Below are 18,932 nucleotides of genomic sequence, written 5' to 3' on the forward strand. Positions count from 1 at the left end.
ACTATGCTGCTTTGGCTCGCACAATATTTTCAGGACTATATCGGTCCGCTGCGGATCTTCAACTTCATCACCTTCCGGGCGGTGTTCGCGACCATTACCGCGATCACCATCGGCCTGCTGTGCGGCCCGGCCGTGATCCGCAAGCTGACCGAGATGAAGGTCGGCCAGGCGGTGCGCACCTACGGCCCGCAGACCCACCTGCAAAAGCACGGCACCCCCACCATGGGCGGCGTGCTGATCCTGATTTCGATCGCGATCTCGACGCTGCTGTGGTGCGACCTGTCGAACCGCCTGATCTGGCCGGTGCTGGTCGTCACGCTGGGCTTCGGCGCCATCGGCTGGGTCGACGACTACCGCAAGGTGGTCTACAAGGATCCGGAAGGCATGCGCTCGGGCGAGAAGTATTTCTGGATGTCGCTGATCGGCGTCGCGTCCTCGCTGTACCTGGCATTCTCCGTCTCGGCCGCCACGCCGTGGGAAGTATGGAAGCTGTTCCTGGCCTGGGTGCAGTCGGGCTTCGCGATGGAGCTGCCGCCCAAGTCCGACCTGATCGTCCCGTTCTTCAAGACCATCAGCTATCCGCTGGGCGTGTGGGGCTTCATCGCGCTGACGTATTGCGTGATCGTCGGTTCCTCGAACGCCGTCAACTTCACCGACGGCCTCGATGGCCTGGCCATCATGCCGACCGTGATGGTGGGCGGCGCGCTGGGCCTGTTCGCCTACCTGACCGGTAACGCGACCTACTCGAAATACCTGTTCATCCCGCACATCCCTGGCGCGGGCGAACTGCTGATCTTCTGCGGCGCGATGGCCGGCGCGGGCCTGGCCTTCCTCTGGTATAACGCGCACCCGGCGCAGATGTTCATGGGCGACGTGGGCGCGCTGGCGCTGGGCGGCGCGCTCGGCACCATCGCCGTCATCGTGCGCCAGGAGATCGTGCTGTTCATCATGGGCGGCGTATTCGTGGCCGAGACCCTGTCCGTGATCATCCAGGTCAGCTGGTTCAAGTACACCAAGAAACGCTACGGCGCCGGGCGCCGCGTATTCCTGATGGCGCCGCTGCACCACCATTTCGAACAGAAGGGCTGGAAGGAAACCAAGGTCGTGGTGCGGTTCTGGATCGTCACCATCATCCTGGTCCTGATCGGCATCTCCACCCTCAAACTGCGCTGACGCGAACGACGATGAACTACGACGGCAACACCGCACTGGTACTCGGACTCGGCGAATCGGGCCTCGCGATGGCGCAGTGGCTCGCGCGCTGCGGCGCGCGCGTGCGCGTGGCCGACACGCGCGCCGAACCGGCACGCCTGCCCGCCTTGCGCGCCGCCGTGCCGGACGCCGAATTCGTCGCCGGTCCGTTCGATGCATCGCTCGTCGACGGCGTCGACTTCGTGGCCGTCAGCCCGGGCCTGGCGCCGGGGCGCGAGCTGGCCGACGTCAACCCTGCCGCGGCGGCGCGCAATATCCCCGTGTGGGGCGAGATCGAGCTGTTCGCCCAGGCGCTGGCCGCATTGAAGGCCGAGCAGGGTTACGCGCCGAAAGTCATCGCCATCACGGGCACGAACGGCAAGACCACCGTCACGAGCCTGACCGGTTTGCTGTGCCGCCGCGCCGGCCTCACGACGCGCGTTGCCGGCAACATCAGCCCGGCGGCGCTGGACGTGCTGCGCGAAACGATCGATGCAAACGATTTACCGCAAGCCTGGGTGCTGGAACTGTCCAGCTTCCAGCTGCACACCACGTTCAGCCTGGACGCCGACGCGGCCACGGTGCTGAACCTGACCCAGGACCACCTCGACTGGCACGGCAGCATGGCTGCCTACGCCGCCGACAAGGCACGCATCTTCGGCGCCCATACGGTGCGGGTGCTGAACCGCGACGATGCGCTGGTGATGGGCATGGCCGCGCCGGACGCGCAAGTGACGACCTTCGGCACGGGCGAACCCGATGCGCCGGGCAGCTTCGGCCTCGTGGGCGAACGGGGCGTGCTGTGGCTGGCCAATGCGAATCCGGCGGAAGAGCCGGAAAAGAAGCGTAAAAAGAACGACGCCGCGGAGCCGGTCGAGCTGTTCGTGAACCGCCTGATGCCGGCCGATGCGCTGCGCATCCTCGGCCTGCACAATGCCTCCAACGCGCTGGCCGCGCTGGCGCTGTGCCGCGCCGTGGGCCTGCCGCTGGCGCCGCTGCTGCACGGCCTGCGCGACTACCAGGGCGAGCCGCACCGCGTCGAACTGGTGGCGAGCATCGACGGGGTCGAGTACTACGACGATTCCAAGGGCACCAACGTCGGCGCCACCGTGGCCGCGCTGGAAGGCCTCGGCAAGACCTTCGGCGAAAGCGGCCGCCAGATCCTCCTGATCGCCGGCGGCGACGGCAAGGGCCAGGACTTCAGTCCCCTGGCCGCACCGTGCTCGCGTTACGTGAAGGCCGTGCTGCTGATCGGCCGCGACGCGCCGGCGATCCGCGCCGCCATCGAACCGACCGGCGTGCCGTGCTTCGACCTGGCCGATTTGCCGCAGGCCGTGCGCCGCGGCGCCGGCCTTGCGAAGAGCGGCGACGTCGTGTTGCTGTCGCCCGCCTGCGCCAGCCTGGACATGTTCACCAACTATGCCCACCGCGCCCAGGTGTTCGTCGACGCCGTGCGCGAGATCGCACTCGAGAAGGGACAGGAGATCTGATGGGCTTCCAGATTCCCTTCAAGTTCGGCGGCAGCGCGAGCGAGGCGACCATCGCCGAACGCGCGCGGCCGTCGCGCATGATGGAATACGACCAGCCGCTCGTCTGGGTCGTGCTGCTGCTGATGCTGTTCGGGATGGTGATGGTGTATTCGGCGTCGATCGCGCTGCCGGACTCGCCCAAGTTCGCCTACCTGGCCGGCAAGAACAATTATTTCCTGCTGCGCCAGGGCCTGTTCATCGCCATCTCGATCGTCGCGGCCGTATTCACCTTCCGCATTCCCGTGGCCACGTGGCAGCGCTTCGCGCCCATGATGTTCGTGGCCACGCTCGTGCTGCTGGCCCTGGTGCTGGTGCCGGGCGTCGGCACCTCGGTCAACGGCGCGCGGCGCTGGCTGTCGCTGAAGGTCTTCAACCTGCAGCCGTCCGAGATCATGAAGGTCGTCGCCGTGCTGTACGCGGCCGACTTCACCGTGCGCAAGCAGCAGTACATGCACAAGCTGACCAAGGGCTTCATGCCGATGGCCGTCGCCATGGGCGTCGTCGGCGCCCTGCTGATGCTGGAGCCCGACCTGGGCGCCTTCGGCGTGATCGTCTGCATCTCGATGGGCATCCTGTTCCTGGGCGGCTTCAACATGATCTGGTTCGGCGGCATCGGCGCCATCCTCGTGCTGGTGTTCTCGACCATCATCGCGCTGTCGCCGTTCCGCCGCGCGCGCATGTTCGCGTACATGAACCCGTGGGAAGAGGGCAATGCGCTGGACAAGGCCTACCAGCTGACGCACTCGCTGATCGCCTTCGGCCGCGGCGAGATCTTCGGCGTGGGCCTGGGCGGCAGCGTGGAAAAGCTGCACTACCTGCCGGAAGCGCATACCGACTTCATCATGGCCGTGATCGGTGAGGAGCTGGGCCTGGTCGGCGTGCTCGTCGTGATCGGCCTGTTCTACTGGCTCGTGAAACGCGCCTTCGACATCGGCCGCCAGGCCATCGCCCTGGAACAGCACTTCGCGGGCCTGGCCGCGAAGGGCATCGGCATCTGGCTGGGCGTGCAGGTGTTCATCAATATGGGCGTGAACCTGGGCCTGCTGCCGACCAAGGGCCTGACCCTGCCCTTGATGAGCTACGGCGGCTCGGGCGTGCTGTTCAACTGCGTCGGCCTGGCGATCCTGCTGCGCATCGATTATGAAAACCGCGTGCGCATGCGCGGAGGACGCCAATGAACAAGAAAAAACTCATGATCATGGCCGCCGGCACCGGCGGCCACATCTTCCCCGGCATCGCGATCGCGCAGGAAATGCAGTCGCGTGGCTGGGACGTGTCCTGGCTGGGCACGGCGCACGGCATGGAAGGCGACATCGTGCCGAAGCACGGCATCCCGATGGACCGCATCGACTTCGCCGGCATGCGCGGCAAGGGCCTGGGCCACACGGTGCGCGGCGCGTTCAAGCTGCTGGCCAGCTTCGGCGCCGTGCGCAAGTTTCTCGCCGCGAGGAAGCCCGACGTCGTGCTGGGCATGGGCGGCTACGTGACGGTGCCGGGCGGCCTGATGGCCCGTTCGCGCGACCTGCCGCTGGCGCTCGTGAATGCCGACGCCGCGCTGCTGCTGTCGAACAAGACCCTCACGCCGCTGGCGGACCGCGTGCTGTTCGGCTTCCCGGCGGATTTCGGCAAGGCGGCAGACAAGGCGGTCGTCACCGGCAACCCCGTGCGCAAGGAAATCCTCGAGATGCTGGCGCCGGGGCGCCGCTTCGCCAACCGCACCGGCCCCTTGAACGTGCTCGTGGTGGGCGGCAGCCTGGGCGCCAAGGTGCTGAACGACAGCGTGCCGGCGGCCCTCGCGATGATCCCGGAAGGCTTGCGCCCCGTGGTGACGCACCAGTCGGGCAAGAAGAACATCGATGCGCTGCGCGCCGCGTATGTGCAGGCGGGCGTGCAGGCGAACGTGGTCGACTTTATCGACGACATGGCGGCCGAGTACGCGAACGCCGACCTGGTGATCTGCCGCGCCGGCGCCATTACGGTGTCCGAGCTGACGGCGGCCGGCGTGGCCAGCGTGCTCGTGCCTTTCGTGGCCAGCACCACGAGCCACCAGCGCGACAACGCGATCTGGATGGACAAGCAGAAGGCGGCCGTGCACCTGCCGCAGGGAGAATTGACGCCGCAGCGCCTGGCGCAGCTGCTGCAGGTCACCAGCCGCGACGACTGCCTGGCGATGGCCGAGGCGGCGCAGGCGGTGGGGCGGCGCGACGCCAACAAGGCGATCGCGGAAGTATTGGAACAACTGGCGGCGAAGAAGCGCACATGAAACACAAGATCAAGCATATCCATTTCGTCGGCATCGGCGGCAGCGGCATGAGCGGCATCGCCGAGGTGCTGCTCAACCTCGGCTACAAGGTGTCGGGGTCGGACCTGACGGCGAACGCGGCCAGCCAGCGCCTGCAGGAACTGGGCGCCCATGTCATGATCGGCCACGCGGCCGAGCACATCGAGGGTGCAGACGCCGTCGTCACGTCGACCGCCGTCGCTGCCACGAACCCGGAAGTGGTGGCCGCGCGCGCCGCCAAGGTGCCCGTGGTGCCGCGCGCGATCATGCTGGCCGAACTGATGCGCCTGAAGCGCGGCATCGCCATCGCCGGCACCCACGGCAAGACCACCACCACGAGCCTGGTCGCTTCCGTGCTCGCGCAGGGCGGCCTGGACCCTACCTTCGTGATCGGCGGACGCCTGAACAGCGCGGGCGCCAACGCCAAGCTGGGCACGGGCGAATACATCGTGGCCGAGGCCGACGAGTCGGACGCCTCGTTCCTGAACCTGTCGCCGATGATCGAGGTGATCACCAACATCGACGCCGACCACATGGATACCTACGAGCACGACTTCGAGAAGCTGAAGTCGGCGTTCGTCCACTTCACCCAGCGCCTGCCGTTCTACGGCCGCGTCATGATGTGCATCGACGACGCCACCGTGCGCGAGATCCTGCCGCGCGTGACCAAGCCGGTGACGACCTACGGCTTCTCCGAGGACGCCGAGGTGCGCGCCGTGCGCGCCCATGCCGTGGGCGTGCAGATGCACTTCACGGTGCGCCAGGAAGGCTACCCGGACACCGACTTCGTGCTGAACCAGCCGGGCATGCACAACGTGCTGAACGCCTGCTCGGCGATCGCCATCGCGCGCGAGATCGGCATCCCGGACGACGCCACCGCGCAAGGCCTGGCCGAGTTCCGCGGCGTGGGCCGCCGCTTCACCCGCTGGGGCGAGGTCGAATTGCCGGACGGCGGCAGCTTCACCCTGGTCGACGACTACGGCCACCACCCGGTCGAGGCCCAGGTGACGCTGGCCGCGGCGCGCGCAGCGTACCCGGGCCGCCGCCTCGTGCTGGCCTTCCAGCCGCACCGCTATACCCGCACGCGCGACCTGTTCGAGGACTTCGTGAAAGTCCTGGCGGCGCCCGACGTGCTGCTGCTGGCCGAGGTGTACGCGGCCGGCGAGACGCCGATCGTGGCCGCCGACGGCCGCGCCCTGGCGCGCGCGCTGCGCGCCGGCAGCCAGATCGAACCGGTGTTCGTGGAAGCCATCGCCGACATGCCGGCCACGATCCTGAAGGTGGCGCGCGACGGCGACGTCGTGCTGATCATGGGCGCCGGCTCGATCGGCGGCGTTCCCCAACAACTGACTGCGAATCAAAAGGTGGCATCGTGAGCGCCAATACTCCTATCGACATCAAGGCGCTGGGCAAGGTCGGCGTCCTGTTCGGCGGCCGCTCCGCCGAGCGTGAAATCTCCCTGATCTCCGGCAACGGCGTGCTGCAGGCCTTGAAGAGCAAGGGCGTGGACGCCCACGCCTTCGATCCGGCCGAGCGTTCGCTGGCCGAGCTGGCCGCGGAACAATTCGACCGCGTGTTCATCGCGCTGCACGGCCGCTATGGCGAGGACGGCAGCCTGCAGGGCGCGCTCGAACAGCTGGGCATTCCCTACACGGGCAGCGGCGTGATGGCGTCGTCCGTGGGCATGGACAAGATCACCACCAAGATCGTCTGGCTGGCGCACGGCGTGCCGACCCCGAAATACGCGGTCATCGGCGACAACGCCGACCTGGACAAGGTGGTGGCGGAATTGGGCCTGCCGTTGATCGTCAAGCCGCCGCTCGAAGGGTCCACCATCGGCATCACCAAGGTCACGCGCGCGGAAGAGTTCAAGGCCGCGGTCGACCTGGCGCGCACCTACGACAAGGTGGTGCTGGCCGAGCAGTTCATCCAGGGCCGCGAATTCTCGGTGCCGGTGCTGGGCGCCGGCGCCGGCGCGCGCGCGCTGCCGATCATCGAGATCGTCGCCCCGGAAGGCAACTACGACTACCAGAACAAGTACTTCAAGGACGACACCAAGTACTACTGCCCGGCGCCGCTGGACGAGCAGACGACCAGGACGATCCAGGCCCACGTGGAGAACGCCTACCGCGCGCTCGGCTGCGAGGGCTGGGGCCGCATCGACGTGCTGCTGCGCGCCTCCGACAACACCCCGTTCCTGCTCGAGGTGAACACCTCGCCCGGCATGACCAGCCACTCGCTGGTGCCGATGGCGGCGCGTGCCGAGGGCACGAGCTACGAAGACCTGTGCGTGCAGATCCTGGCCTCGGCCAGCCTGAAGCTCGGCCAGGCCAAGGACCAGAAGTAAAGGAAAGAGAAGCAGATGTGGCATGACGTGCGAGCCCTGAACGCAAGCGCCAGCGCCCTGACGGCGCTGGTGGTGCTCGCCTGTACGGCATCGGGCGCGTGGTGGCTGTCGCAGCGCCCGATGTTCACGCTGCGCGCCGTGCGCGTGGAAAGCATGTACGGGCTGGACCTGCAGCACGTGAACGAACTGACGGTGCGCAACGGCGTGCTGGGGAAGATCCGCGGGAACTTCTTCACCACCGACCTGGAACAGGTGCGCACCACGTTCGAGGCGGTGCCGTGGGTGCGCAAGGCAACCGTGCGCCGCGAATGGCCGAACCAGCTGATCGTGGCCGTCGAGGAGCACGAGGCGCTCGGTACCTGGGGCGAGGATGGACGCCTGCTGTCGGTGAAGGGCGACGTGTTCACCGCCAACCTGGCCGAGGCCGACGACGACCACGTGCTGCCCGCGTTCGAGGGGCCGCCGGGGAGCGAGAAGGAAGTGCTGGCGCGCTTCGCGCAGTTGCGCGGCTGGTTCGCGCCGATCCGCCTGGTGCCGGAGTCGATCAGCTTGTCGAACCGTTACGCCTGGACGGTCAAGCTGGACAACGGCATGAGCGTGGAACTGGGGCGCGAGCAGGACCGCAATACCCTCAAGGGGCGCGTGCAGCGGCTGGTGAGCATCTATCCCCAGCTGGTGGCGCGCCTGGAGGAAGGACGCATCGACACGATCGACATGCGCTATCCGAACGGACTGGCGCTGTCGTCGGCGGCACTGAACGTGCCGGCCGATGCGACCAAGCCGGTCAAGGCGGCAAAGAAAAAAACAAGTACCAAAACAACAAAACAAATCTAATCTAGCAGGCGACAGCAAATGACCAAAGACGCAAAGAACCTGATCGTCGGCCTCGACATCGGCACCTCGAAGGTGGTGGCGGTGGTGGCCGAAGTGATGGCCGATGGGCGCCACGAAGTGATCGGACTCGGCCAGCACGAGTCCAAGGGTTTGAAGAAGGGCGTTGTCGTCAACATCGAGGCGACCGTCGAGTCGATCCAGCGCGCGCTCGAGGAAGCCGAGCTGATGGCCGATTGCAAGATCCGCAACGTGTATGCCGGCATCGCGGGCAGCCATATCCGCTCGTTCAACTCGAGCGGCATGGTCGCGATCAAGGACAAGGAAGTCACGGCGACCGACGTGGCGCGCGTGATCGAGACGGCCAAGGCGGTGAACATCCCGACCGACCAGCAATTGCTGCACACGGTGCCGCAGGAATTCATCGTCGACAACCAGGAGGACGTGCGCGAGCCGATCGGCATGAGCGGCATTCGACTGGAAGTACGCGTGCACATTGTTACAGGTGCGGTGTCCGCGGTTCAAAATATTGTAAAGTGCGTGCGCCGCTGCGGACTCGAGGTCTCGGACCTGATCCTGCAGCCGATGGCGTCGGCCGATTCGGTGCTGACGGGCGACGAGAAGGAACTGGGCGTGGTCCTGATCGACATCGGCGGCGGCACCACGGACATCGCGGTGTTCTCCGACGGCGCGATCCGCCACACGGCGGTGCTGCCGATCGCGGGCGACCAGATCACCAGCGACATCGCGATGGCCCTGCGCACCCCGACCGGCGAGGCGGAGGAAATCAAGATCCGCTACGGCGTGGCCAAGCAGGTGCTGGCCGATCCGAACGAGACGCTCGAAGTGCCGGGGCTGGGCGACCGCGGTCCCCGTTCGCTGTCGCGCCAGGCGCTGGCGGCCGTGATCGAGCCGCGCGTGGAAGAGCTGTTCGCGATGGTGCACCAGGTGGTGCGCGAATCCGGCTACGAAGGCGTGCTGTCGTCGGGCATCGTGCTGACGGGCGGCTCCTCGATCATGCCAGGCATGATCGAGATGGCCGAGGATATCTTTTTGAAACCGGCGCGTCTCGGCACGCCGGAGTATCGGGGCCAGTTGGCGGATGTCGTGCGCAGCCCGCGCTACGCGACGGTGCTCGGCCTGCTGCTGGAGGCGAAGAAGCAATATTTGCGAGGTCATATCGTCACGCGCCAGGATGGATCGGTGAAAGCGGTATGGCAGCGGATGAAAGAGTGGTTTTTAGGGAATTTTTGAAGCAGGAAGCGTGGTTTTGCTTGGTACGGTCCTCAATTATTTTTAAAATAGTCGGCACGTTTCCAATCTCGAGTGCTGACGGCGTCCCGCCAGCACTGGGGCTTGGAAACGGTCACTGAATTAGGAGTTCATCATGGAGTTCGATATGGTCGATAACGCAGCACTGGGCACGGTCATCAAGGTCGTCGGCGTTGGCGGCGCGGGTGGCAATGCGGTCCAGCATATGATCAACAAGGGCATGTCCGGCGTCGAGTTCATCGCCGCCAACACGGATGCCCAGGCGCTGACTGCCTCCAGCGCCCACAACATCATCCAGATCGGCGAGTCCGGCCTGGGCGCAGGCATGCGTCCGGAAGTCGGCCGCCAGCTGGCCGAGCAATCGCGTTCGCGCATCGAGGATGCGCTGCGCGGCGCGCACATGGTCTTCATCGCCGCCGGCATGGGCGGCGGCACCGGCACCGGCGCCGCCCCGATCGTGGCCGAAGTGGCCAAGACCATGGGCGCCCTGACCGTCGCCGTCGTGTCCAAGCCGTTCTCGTACGAAGGCCAGAAGTGCATGGACGTGGCCGAGCTGGGCCTGGAGGAGCTGAGCAAGCACGTCGACTCGCTGATCGTCATCCTGAACGAGAAGCTGGAAGAGATCTACGAAGACGACTCGATGCTGGACTGGATGAAGTACGCGGACGACGTGCTGAACAACGCGGTCGCCGGTATCGCCGAGATCATCAACGTCCCGGGCCATATCAACGTCGACTTCAACGACGTCAAGACCATCATGAGCGAGCAGGGCAAGGCCATGATGGGCACCGCCACCGCCGCCGGCGTGGACCGCGCGCGCATCGCCGCCGAGCAGGCCGTGGCTTCGCCGCTGCTGGACGGCATCGACCTGTCGGGCGCCCGCGGCGTGCTGGTGAACGTCACCGCATCGCGCGGCCTGAAGGGCAAGGAGATCAAGGAAGTCATGGCCGCCGTGCGCGCCTTCGCCGCTCCGGACGCCGCGATCGCGCAAGGCATCGCCTACGACGACGCGATGGGCGACGAGCTGCGCGTGACCGTGGTCGCGACGGGCCTGGGCAAGAACAAGGCCAGCATCTCGCTGGTGCAGCCGCAGCAAGTGCTGCGCACCGGCACCTACAATGCCCCGGTGATGGGCGCGACCAACGTGCCGGCCACCGGCATGGGCCAGATCGCCCCGGGCGTCGAAGGCCTGAAGCAGCCGGCCGTATGGCGCCGCGAGCAGGCATCGGAACAGGTGCAGGCAATGCAGCGCAACGGCGTCGAGACCTACGACATCCCGGCGTTCCTGCGCAAGCAAGCCGACTGACCAGCAAGACCGTACTCCAGCCGGCTGACCACCGGCGACCATGATGCGAGGCCGGTACCGTGCAAGCGGTACCGGCCTTTCGTTTATCCCTTCTCAAACCGGGGTCAGAGCCAGGGTCAGAGCCCTGATTGTGGCAACTGCCTCGAAATAATTTCCAAAAATCGGGCTCTGACCCCGGCTCTGACCCCGGTTTGCGGCGGATCAGGCATACTTGCGGGTTCTTGGAACGACAACACGGGAGTCCATCATGACCATCGCCATTGGCGAACGCCTGCCTGAAGGCACGCTGAACGAATTCATCGACGTCGAGACCGAAGGCTGCGCGCTCGGTCCGAATACCTTCCAGGTCGCCGACCTCGCGAAGGGCAAGACCATCGCCATCCTCGGCCTGCCGGGCGCCTTCACCCCGACCTGCTCAAACCAGCACCTGCCGGGCTACATCCGCCTGGCCGGCGAATTCAAGGCGAGGGGCGTGGACGAGATCTGGTGCATCTCCGTCAACGACGCGTTCGTGATGGGCGCGTGGGGCCGCCAGCAGGAGGCGACCGGCATCGTGCGCATGATGGCCGACGGCAGCGCCACGTTCACGAAGGCCCTGGGCCTCGAGCAGGACCTCGGTCCCAAGGGCATGGGCGTGCGCAGCAAGCGCTACTCGATGCTGGTGCGGGACGGCGTGGTCAAACAGCTGAACGTCGAGACGGCGGGCCTGGACGTGTCCACGGCCGAGAAGCTGCTCGAACAACTCGGTTAAACTCGACCGCACCCCATGCAACGGCGCCGCGGCGCCGTTTTTCGTCATCAGCGCCACCGGACAGCCATGATCATCAATACCGAGACCCCGGACCAGCCCGAAGTGCGGTCCATGCTGGAACGCCTGGACGACTACCACGCCAGCCTGTATCCGGCCGAGAGCAACCACCTGCTGGACGTCGATGCCCTGCTGCGGGACGACGTCCTGTTCCTCGTGGCACGCGACGTCGACGGCAAGGCGGTCGGCTGCGCCGCGCTGGTCAATCGCGGCGGCTACGGCGAATTGAAGCGCATGTTCGTCGACGAACAGCGGCGCGGCCTGGGCACGGGGCGCAAGCTGCTCGAGCATATCGTGATGTTCGCCGCCATGTCCGGCATCCAGGTGCTGCGCCTGGAAACGGGCATCCACCAGCCCGAGGCGATTTCCCTGTACGAGCGCACCGGCTTCGAACGCATCGCGCCGTTCGGCGACTACAAGCCCGATCCGCTGTCGCTCTTCATGGAGAAGCGCCTTTGAAAGCGGCGAGCGGCGGCATCAGCGGCAACCTGCGCAGCATCTACGCGATGCTGGCGGCGGTGGTGTTCTTCGCGATGATGGACACCTGCATGAAGATGCTGTCCGCCCACTATCCGGCGATGCAGGTGGCGGCCTTGCGTTCGCTGTCCTCGCTGCCGCTGGTGTGCGCCTACCTGGTGTGGCGCGGCGCGCACCGCGCGATCCTGAACATCCGCTGGTCGCTGCACCTGCTGCGCTCCGCGATCGGCATCGCCATGCTGGCGCTGTTCGCCTACGGCGTGCGCACGCTGTCGCTGGCCGAGGCCTACTCGATCTTCTTCATCGGCCCGATCCTGATCACCGCCTTGTCCGTGTTCGTGTTGAAGGAGACGGTCGATGCAAGGCGCTGGATCGCCATCGCGGTCGGCATGGGCGGCGTGCTGGTGGTGCTGCGGCCGACCGGGGAGGGCGTCATGAGCCTGGCAGGGCTGGCCGTGCTGATGGCAGCCGTGGGCTATGCCGTGTCGGCGGTCAGTGGCCGCATCCTGGCGCGCAGCGACCGCAGCGAACACATGGTGTTCTGGCTGATGTTGCTGATGTCGGCGGGCGCCGGCGTGCTGGCGGCTCCCGCCTGGGTCGACGTGCGTATCGAGCACCTGCCGCTGCTTGGCGCATTGGCCGTCAGCGGCTTCTTCGCCCAGCTGGCGATCACGGAAGCGTTCAACCACGGCGAAGCCTCGGTGGTGGCGCCGTTCGAGTACACGGCGCTGGCCTGGGCCGTGGCGATCGACTGGCTGCTGTGGAAAACATTGCCGGACGAATACACTTTGCTGGGCGCGGCGATCATCATCGGGAGTGGTCTGTACCTGATACGCCACGAAACCGTGCACGCGGAATCGGAACATCCATGAAATCGTGGCAATCTGGCTACCGGGACCAAGATGGCCTCCGGCAAGCCCGGAAACCCTACGATATAATCGCCGCATGCTCAAACAACGAACAATCAAGCAACTGGTGCGCACGACGGGTGTCGGCCTGCACTCCGGGACCAAGGTCGAACTGACGCTGCGTCCCGCGGCCGTCGACACGGGCATCGTGTTCCGCCGCGTCGACCTCGACCCCGTGGTCGAATTCCCGTCGAACGCCGACATCGTGGGCGATACCCGCATGGCGTCGGTGCTCACCCGCGGCGATGCGCGCGTCTCGACCGTCGAGCACCTGATGTCGGCCTGCGCGGGCCTGGGCATCGACAACCTGTACGTGGATGTCACCGCCGAGGAAATCCCGATCATGGACGGCTCGGCGTCGTCCTTCGTGTTCCTGCTGCAGCAGGCCGGCGTGCAGGAGCAGGCCGCGGCCAAGAAATTCATCCGCGTGCTGAAGCCCGTGGAAGTCCGCCAGGGCAGCGGCGCCAACGAGAAGTGGGCGCGCCTGACCCCCTACGACGGCTTCAAGCTCGATTTCTTCATCGAATTCAACCACCCGGCCGTCGACGGCACCACGCAGCGCGCGGTCGTCGATTTCGGCAAGGTCTCCTACGTGCACGACGTGGCGCGCGCGCGCACCTTCGGCTTCATGCAGGACGTCGAAAGCCTGCGCGGCATGGGCCTGGCCCGCGGCGGCTCGCTGGAAAACGCGATCGTGATGGACGAATACCGCATCCTCAATGCGGACGGACTGCGCTACGACGACGAATTCGTGCGCCACAAGATCCTCGATGCGATCGGCGATTTGTACCTGGTCGGCAATCCGCTGCTGGCCAGCTACGAGGCGCACAAGTCCGGCCACGGCCTGAACAACCTGCTGCTGCGCGAACTGCTGGCGCATCCGGAATCCTACGAGATCGTCACCTTCGAGGAACTGGCGCGCGCGCCCGTGTCGTACGGGGCGCAGATGGAAAGGGAGTGGGCGCTGACCTGAGCGCGATTCCACTGCAATAAAAACGTCGTCCCTGCGCAGGCAGGGACCCAATTTTGCCCGCATTATCGCGCGGCGTGCAAATTGGGTCCCCGCCTGCGCGGGGACGACGTTTTTTTATTATGCGGTAATTTACTGCGGCGCGACTTCGACAGCGGCTTACCCCGGCTTCCTGCGCTTCTCCGCCAGCCGCCTGATCGCCGCGATCAGCGGCGCATTCTGGGCATTCTCTTCCAGCGTCTCGCCCAATTCCGCGAACGCATCGACCGCCTTCTCCGGCAGCTTCAGCGACGACGGCTGGGCCGCCTCGCGCACCGGCACGGTGCTGCCCATGCGGATCCGGATACGGATCGCCTCCACTTGCCAGCCTTTCTTTTGCAGCCCCGCCTGCAGCTTGGGTACTTGCTGCTTGAGCTTGGCCGCGACGGCCGAGGAGGGCACGGCGAGGGTCAGCGTGCCTTCCTGCAGCGACACCACTTCGCAGGCCGTGTACATGGGGGGCAGGATCAGGCGGCAATCACGCTGCAGGTTGCCCATCCGCATGGCGCTGGGCAGCAGCGCGGCGAGCCTGTCGCTGGCGCGCAGGAAGTCAGTGGCCACGAACGCCGTCTTGCGGTCGCGCGTGCCGTAGATATGGAAAGGACGTTGGGGAGGAGAGGACTGCATGGCCCGAACATACCACAGGCGCCGGCGGCCCCGGAAGGGAATGACCGAAAAATGTGCAGGCGAATGCAATTTGATAACATTTTTTGACGGCGTGCACTTGTGATCGGATGTGCGAACCCCAAGTGTCCCAGACGAATAGGGCCTTCGAAAAACCGTCGCGAGCGGCAGCAATGGTGGCCGAGAAGCGCAGCTGTACGTGATGTACAGCGAGCATCGCAGGCCGCCAGTGCAACGCGCAGCAGGTTTTTCGAAGTGCCCATGATAAAATCGGTGGCTTTTTGCCAAACTCGGTCTTCGATGTGTATCGTTTGATATCATCCCTGGCTCTTTTAGCGGCGTATTTTTGAAGAACACAGCATGTCATTCCTGACCAAGATTTTCGGCAGCCGTAACCAGCGGCTGATCAAGCAATATCAAAAGAACGTGCGGGCCATCAATGCGCTCGAGCCGCAGATGGAACAGCTGTCGGATGCCGAACTGCAGGCAAAGACCCCTGAATTCAAGCAGCGCCTGGCCGGCGGCGCCAGCCTCGACGACATCCTGGTCGAAGCCTTCGCCGTCTGCCGCGAGGCTGCCAAGCGCGTCATGAAGATGCGCCACTTCGACGTGCAGCTGATCGGCGGCATGGTCCTCCACTACGGCAAGATCGCCGAGATGGGCACGGGCGAGGGCAAGACCCTGATGGCGACGCTGCCCGTCTACCTGAATGCGCTGTCCGGCAAGGGCGTGCACGTCGTGACCGTCAACGATTACCTGGCGCAGCGCGATGCCGAGCAGATGGGCCGCCTGTACGGCTGGCTCGGCCTCACGACGGGCGTGAACCTGTCGCAGATGGACCATGCGACCAAGCAGTCCGCCTACGGTTCCGACATCACCTACGGCACCAACAACGAATACGGCTTCGACTACCTGCGCGACAACATGGTGTACGACGCGCGCGAACGCGTGCAGCGCACCCTGAACTTCGCCGTGGTCGACGAGGTGGACTCGATCCTGATCGACGAGGCGCGTACGCCGCTGATCATTTCCGGCCAGGCCGAGAACCACACGGACCTGTACCACAAGATCAACGAAGTGCCGCCGATGCTGACGCTGCAGATCGGCGAGGAAACCCCGGACGGCAAGGGCAAGATCGAGGTTCCGGGCGACTACACGAAGGACGAGAAGGCGCACACCGTGCTGCTGACCGAGGCCGGCCACGAGAAGGCCGAAGCCATCCTGACCCAAATGGGCCTGCTGCCGGAAGGCGCGTCGCTGTACGACGCCGCCAACATCACGCTGATCCACCACCTGTACGCGGCGCTGCGCGCCCACGTGCTGTACCACAAGGACCAGCACTACGTGGTGCAGAACGGCGAAGTCACCATCGTCGACGAATTCACCGGCCGCCTGATGACGGGCCGCCGCTGGTCGGACGGCCTGCACCAGGCCGTGGAAGCCAAGGAAGGCGTGCGCATCCAGAACGAGAACCAGACCCTGGCCTCGATCACCTTCCAGAACTACTTCCGCATGTACGGCAAGCTGTCCGGCATGACCGGTACCGCCGACACCGAAGCCTACGAATTCCAGGAGATCTACGGCCTGGAGACCGTGGTCGTCCCGCCGAACCGCCCGTCCCAGCGCAAGGACCGCCAGGACCAGGTCTACAAGTCGGCCGAGGAAAAATACGGCGCGATGGTCAACGACATCCGCGACTGCTACGAGCGCGGCCAGCCGGTCCTGGTGGGCACTACCTCGATCGAGAACTCGGAACTGCTGTCGAGCATCCTCAAGAAGGCCAACCTGCCGCACAACGTGCTGAACGCGAAGCAGCACGCGCGCGAAGCGGAAATCGTGGCGCAGGCCGGCCGTCCGAAGATGATCACCATCGCCACCAACATGGCGGGCCGCGGTACCGACATCGTCCTGGGCGGCAACGTCGAGAAGCAGATCCAGTTCATCGAGGCCGACGCCGCGCTGTCCGACGAGCAGAAGGCCGCGCAAGCCGCCACGCTGCGCTCGGAATGGCAATCGCTGCACGACCACGTGGTCGCGCAGGGCGGCCTGCACATCATCGGCACCGAGCGCCACGAGTCGCGCCGCGTCGACAACCAGCTGCGCGGCCGTTCGGGACGCCAGGGCGACCCGGGCTCCTCGCGCTTCTACCTGTCGCTGGACGATCCGCTCCTGCGCATCTTCGCCGGCGACCGCGTGCGCGCGATCATGGACCGCCTCAAGATGCCGGAAGGCGAACCGATCGAGGCAGGCATCGTGACCCGCTCGATCGAATCGGCGCAGCGCAAGGTCGAGGCCCGCAACTTCGACATCCGCAAGCAGCTGCTCGAATACGACGACGTCGCCAACGACCAGCGCAAGGTGATCTACACCCAGCGTAACGAACTGCTGGAAGCGGCCGACATCTCCGAGCTGATCGCCTCGCTGCGCACGGGCGTGTTCACCGACGTGGTGCGTACCTACGTGCCGGCCGAATCGGTCGAGGAGCAGTGGGACATCCCGGCGCTGGAAAACGTGCTGGCCACCGAATGGGCGCTGCAGGTGCCGCTGACCAAGCTGGTCGAAGAGGATTCGAGCCTGAACGACGACGACATCCTGGAGCGCGTGCTGGCCGCTGCCGAGGAGTCGTACGACGCCAAGGTCGCCATCGTCGGCAAGGAGTCGTTCGGCGGCTTCGAGCGCAACGTCATGCTGCAGAATATCGACACCCAGTGGCGCGAGCACCTGGCCGCGCTCGACCACCTGCGCCAGGGCATCCACCTGCGCGGCTACGCGCAGAAGAACCCGAAGCAGGAGTACAAGCGCGAAGCCTTCGAGCTGTTCTCGGCCATGCTGGACGCGATCAAGAACGAAGTGATCCGCACCATCATGACCGTGCGCATCCAGACCCGCGAGGAAGTCGAGGCGGCCGAAGCCGCGATGCAGGCCGCCGCCGCCCACCTGGAAAACGTCAACTACCAGCACGCCGACTTCAACCCGTCGGCCGCGCCGGAAGACCTGCTGGCGCCGACGGCCGCCACGCCGAGCGCCACCGCCGTGTCGGAAGACCCGGCCACGACCTATATGGGCGTGAAGGTCGGCCGCAACGACCCGTGCCCTTGCGGCAGCGGCAAGAAGTTCAAGGCTTGCCACGGCAAGCTGGCTTGACCGGCATTGCGCCAAAAGCAAAAGGGACCTGCGGGTCCCTTTTGCTTTTGGCGGTATGGTGGACGGCTCCGCCGTCCACGCGTTCAGCATGCGCTGCTTGGGCGCGTGGACAGCGGAGCTGTCCACCCTACGTCTGTCCTACGCTGCCGGTTTCGACATCGCCTTGCGCAGCCACTCGAGCATCGCGTCGCTGATCCCCGTCCCCATGCGCAGCAGCGGCTCCGTCGCGCTGGCGTGGCGGAAGGCCTGCACCGTGTGCGGGTCGTCGCCCACCATGTCGTGGAATAGTTCCAGCCAGGCGCGCGCGAGGTCGCGCGCCGTCACGCCGCTGGCCGCCGGATCGGCCTGCATCGCCGCGCGCACCCGCTCGTACAAGCCGTTCCATTCGCGCCCGCGGCCCGCGTAGTGGCGGCGCATGCGCTCGACGACGCCCGCGCCCAGGTGGCGCGCCCAGACCTCGGCCTTCAGCTCCCAGATGGCGGCCGTCACGAAGCCCATCAGTTCCGGCGCCATGCCGAACTGCGCGTGCATCGCGGCCGGCTCGCGCGCCGCCATGGCGTTGATGCGGCCGGCGAAGGCGCGGTTGCCGCTGCCCCGTTCGAACGCGTCCAGCCAGCGCCGGGCGAAGTCCTTGGCCTCGGCCGCGGCCGGCGCGGTGCCGGCGCGCTGCAGCGCGGCCGCTTCCTCGACCAGCGTGCGCATCTGCGCCTTCACGTCTTCGTCGCGGTACAGCGGCAACTGGTCCAGTTCTTCCTTGCTAAAGTAATGTTCGTACACGCTCATCTCCTGCAATGTGGTCAGCCAGGAGGACAGGGCCGGCGCTTCGCCCCGGGCCAGCTGGCCGCGCAGGTCGGAGAGCGCGTCGCGCATGCGCGATGCCTCCGCGATCCTGCGCTCCAGCGCCGCCAGCTGCTGCTCGACGACCGCCAACGGCGAGGCATCCGGGCTGTCCAGGTAAAGGCCGATGTCGGCGAGGCGCATGCCGAACGCGCGCAGGGCCTGGATCTGGTGCAGGCGCGCCACGTCGTCGCGGGCATACAGCCGGTAGCCGGCATCGGAACGCGCTTGAGGCCGGAGCAGGCCGATGCTGTCGTAGTGGTGCAGCGTGCGCACCGTGAGGCCCGCGCGGGCGGCGAGTTCACCTACTGTCAGCATCGGTCGGCTCCTTTCTCCAGCGTGCGACCAGCTTCAGGCCTGACGTTGCG

Annotated in this window: 16 protein-coding genes; 14 read left to right on the forward strand and 2 right to left on the reverse strand. The window is 66.1% G+C overall.

Annotation, left to right across the window (positions count from 1 at the left end; translation table 11 throughout):
* Positions 1 to 3 precede the first annotated feature (3 nt).
* The 13 genes from mraY to lpxC all read left to right on the forward strand — a co-directional run bounded on the left by mraY (position 4) and on the right by lpxC (position 13,923).
* On the forward strand, positions 4 to 1,173 hold the full coding sequence (gene mraY, locus QPK32_RS09585; protein ID WP_290412578.1) for a phospho-N-acetylmuramoyl-pentapeptide-transferase: 1,170 nt from the start codon (positions 4 to 6) through the stop codon (positions 1,171 to 1,173).
* A gap of 11 nt (positions 1,174 to 1,184) precedes the next feature.
* Entirely contained in the window at positions 1,185 to 2,681 is a 1,497-nt protein-coding gene (gene murD / locus QPK32_RS09590) for a UDP-N-acetylmuramoyl-L-alanine--D-glutamate ligase (RefSeq protein ID WP_290412579.1), read from the forward strand.
* Positions 2,681 to 3,898 (forward strand): putative lipid II flippase FtsW, encoded by a 1,218-nt coding sequence (gene ftsW, locus QPK32_RS09595; protein WP_290412580.1) that lies wholly within the window; start codon positions 2,681 to 2,683, stop codon positions 3,896 to 3,898. Before murD ends, ftsW begins: the two co-directional genes overlap by 1 nt.
* Complete coding sequence (gene murG / locus QPK32_RS09600) at positions 3,895 to 4,983, forward strand: undecaprenyldiphospho-muramoylpentapeptide beta-N-acetylglucosaminyltransferase (protein WP_290412581.1); 1,089 nt, start codon at positions 3,895 to 3,897, stop codon at positions 4,981 to 4,983. Before ftsW ends, murG begins: the two co-directional genes overlap by 4 nt.
* Positions 4,980 to 6,377 carry a UDP-N-acetylmuramate--L-alanine ligase gene (murC, locus tag QPK32_RS09605; RefSeq protein WP_290412582.1) on the forward strand — a complete coding sequence of 466 codons (1,398 nt, stop codon included), beginning with the start codon at positions 4,980 to 4,982 and terminating at the stop codon, positions 6,375 to 6,377. The genes murG and murC overlap by 4 nt, the downstream gene beginning before the upstream one ends.
* Positions 6,374 to 7,348 carry a D-alanine--D-alanine ligase gene (locus tag QPK32_RS09610; RefSeq protein ID WP_290412583.1) on the forward strand — a complete coding sequence of 325 codons (975 nt, stop codon included), beginning with the start codon at positions 6,374 to 6,376 and terminating at the stop codon, positions 7,346 to 7,348. The genes murC and QPK32_RS09610 overlap by 4 nt, the downstream gene beginning before the upstream one ends.
* 15 nt (positions 7,349 to 7,363) lie before the next feature.
* Positions 7,364 to 8,182, forward strand: a complete 819-nt coding sequence (locus QPK32_RS09615; protein ID WP_290412584.1) for a cell division protein FtsQ/DivIB — start codon at positions 7,364 to 7,366, stop codon at positions 8,180 to 8,182.
* A gap of 18 nt (positions 8,183 to 8,200) precedes the next feature.
* Entirely contained in the window at positions 8,201 to 9,433 is a 1,233-nt protein-coding gene (gene ftsA / locus QPK32_RS09620; protein WP_290412585.1) for a cell division protein FtsA, read from the forward strand.
* Between the two features lie 133 nt (positions 9,434 to 9,566).
* Positions 9,567 to 10,757, forward strand: coding sequence for a cell division protein FtsZ (ftsZ, locus tag QPK32_RS09625; RefSeq protein WP_290412586.1), 1,191 nt, complete (start codon positions 9,567 to 9,569; stop codon positions 10,755 to 10,757).
* 247 nt (positions 10,758 to 11,004) lie between these two features.
* Positions 11,005 to 11,508, forward strand: a complete 504-nt coding sequence (locus QPK32_RS09630; RefSeq protein WP_290412587.1) for a peroxiredoxin — start codon at positions 11,005 to 11,007, stop codon at positions 11,506 to 11,508.
* Between the two features lie 66 nt (positions 11,509 to 11,574).
* Entirely contained in the window at positions 11,575 to 12,024 is a 450-nt protein-coding gene (locus tag QPK32_RS09635) for a GNAT family N-acetyltransferase (protein ID WP_290412588.1), read from the forward strand.
* 47 nt (positions 12,025 to 12,071) lie between these two features.
* Entirely contained in the window at positions 12,072 to 12,914 is an 843-nt protein-coding gene (locus QPK32_RS09640; RefSeq protein ID WP_290412717.1) for a DMT family transporter, read from the forward strand.
* Positions 12,915 to 12,987: 73 nt separating this feature from the next.
* Positions 12,988 to 13,923 (forward strand): UDP-3-O-acyl-N-acetylglucosamine deacetylase, encoded by a 936-nt coding sequence (gene lpxC, locus QPK32_RS09645; RefSeq protein ID WP_290412589.1) that lies wholly within the window; start codon positions 12,988 to 12,990, stop codon positions 13,921 to 13,923.
* 156 nt (positions 13,924 to 14,079) lie between these two features.
* Here the strand turns inward: lpxC and QPK32_RS09650 are convergent, their stop codons facing one another.
* Positions 14,080 to 14,586: a DciA family protein gene (locus QPK32_RS09650; protein WP_290412590.1), complete on the reverse strand. Its 507-nt coding sequence runs from the start codon at positions 14,584 to 14,586 to the stop codon at positions 14,080 to 14,082.
* Between the two features lie 357 nt (positions 14,587 to 14,943).
* On the opposite strand from QPK32_RS09650, the gene secA reads away from it, so the two are divergent.
* Positions 14,944 to 17,727: a preprotein translocase subunit SecA gene (gene secA, locus QPK32_RS09655; protein WP_290412591.1), complete on the forward strand. Its 2,784-nt coding sequence runs from the start codon at positions 14,944 to 14,946 to the stop codon at positions 17,725 to 17,727.
* A 138-nt stretch (positions 17,728 to 17,865) separates the two neighbouring features.
* Here the strand turns inward: secA and QPK32_RS09660 are convergent, their stop codons facing one another.
* Entirely contained in the window at positions 17,866 to 18,882 is a 1,017-nt protein-coding gene (locus tag QPK32_RS09660) for a MerR family transcriptional regulator (protein WP_290412592.1), read from the reverse strand.
* Positions 18,883 to 18,932: the final 50 nt, after the last annotated feature.

This window comes from Massilia sp. YIM B02763 (genome assembly GCF_030412015.1).
Lineage (GTDB): Bacteria > Pseudomonadota > Gammaproteobacteria > Burkholderiales > Burkholderiaceae_D > Telluria.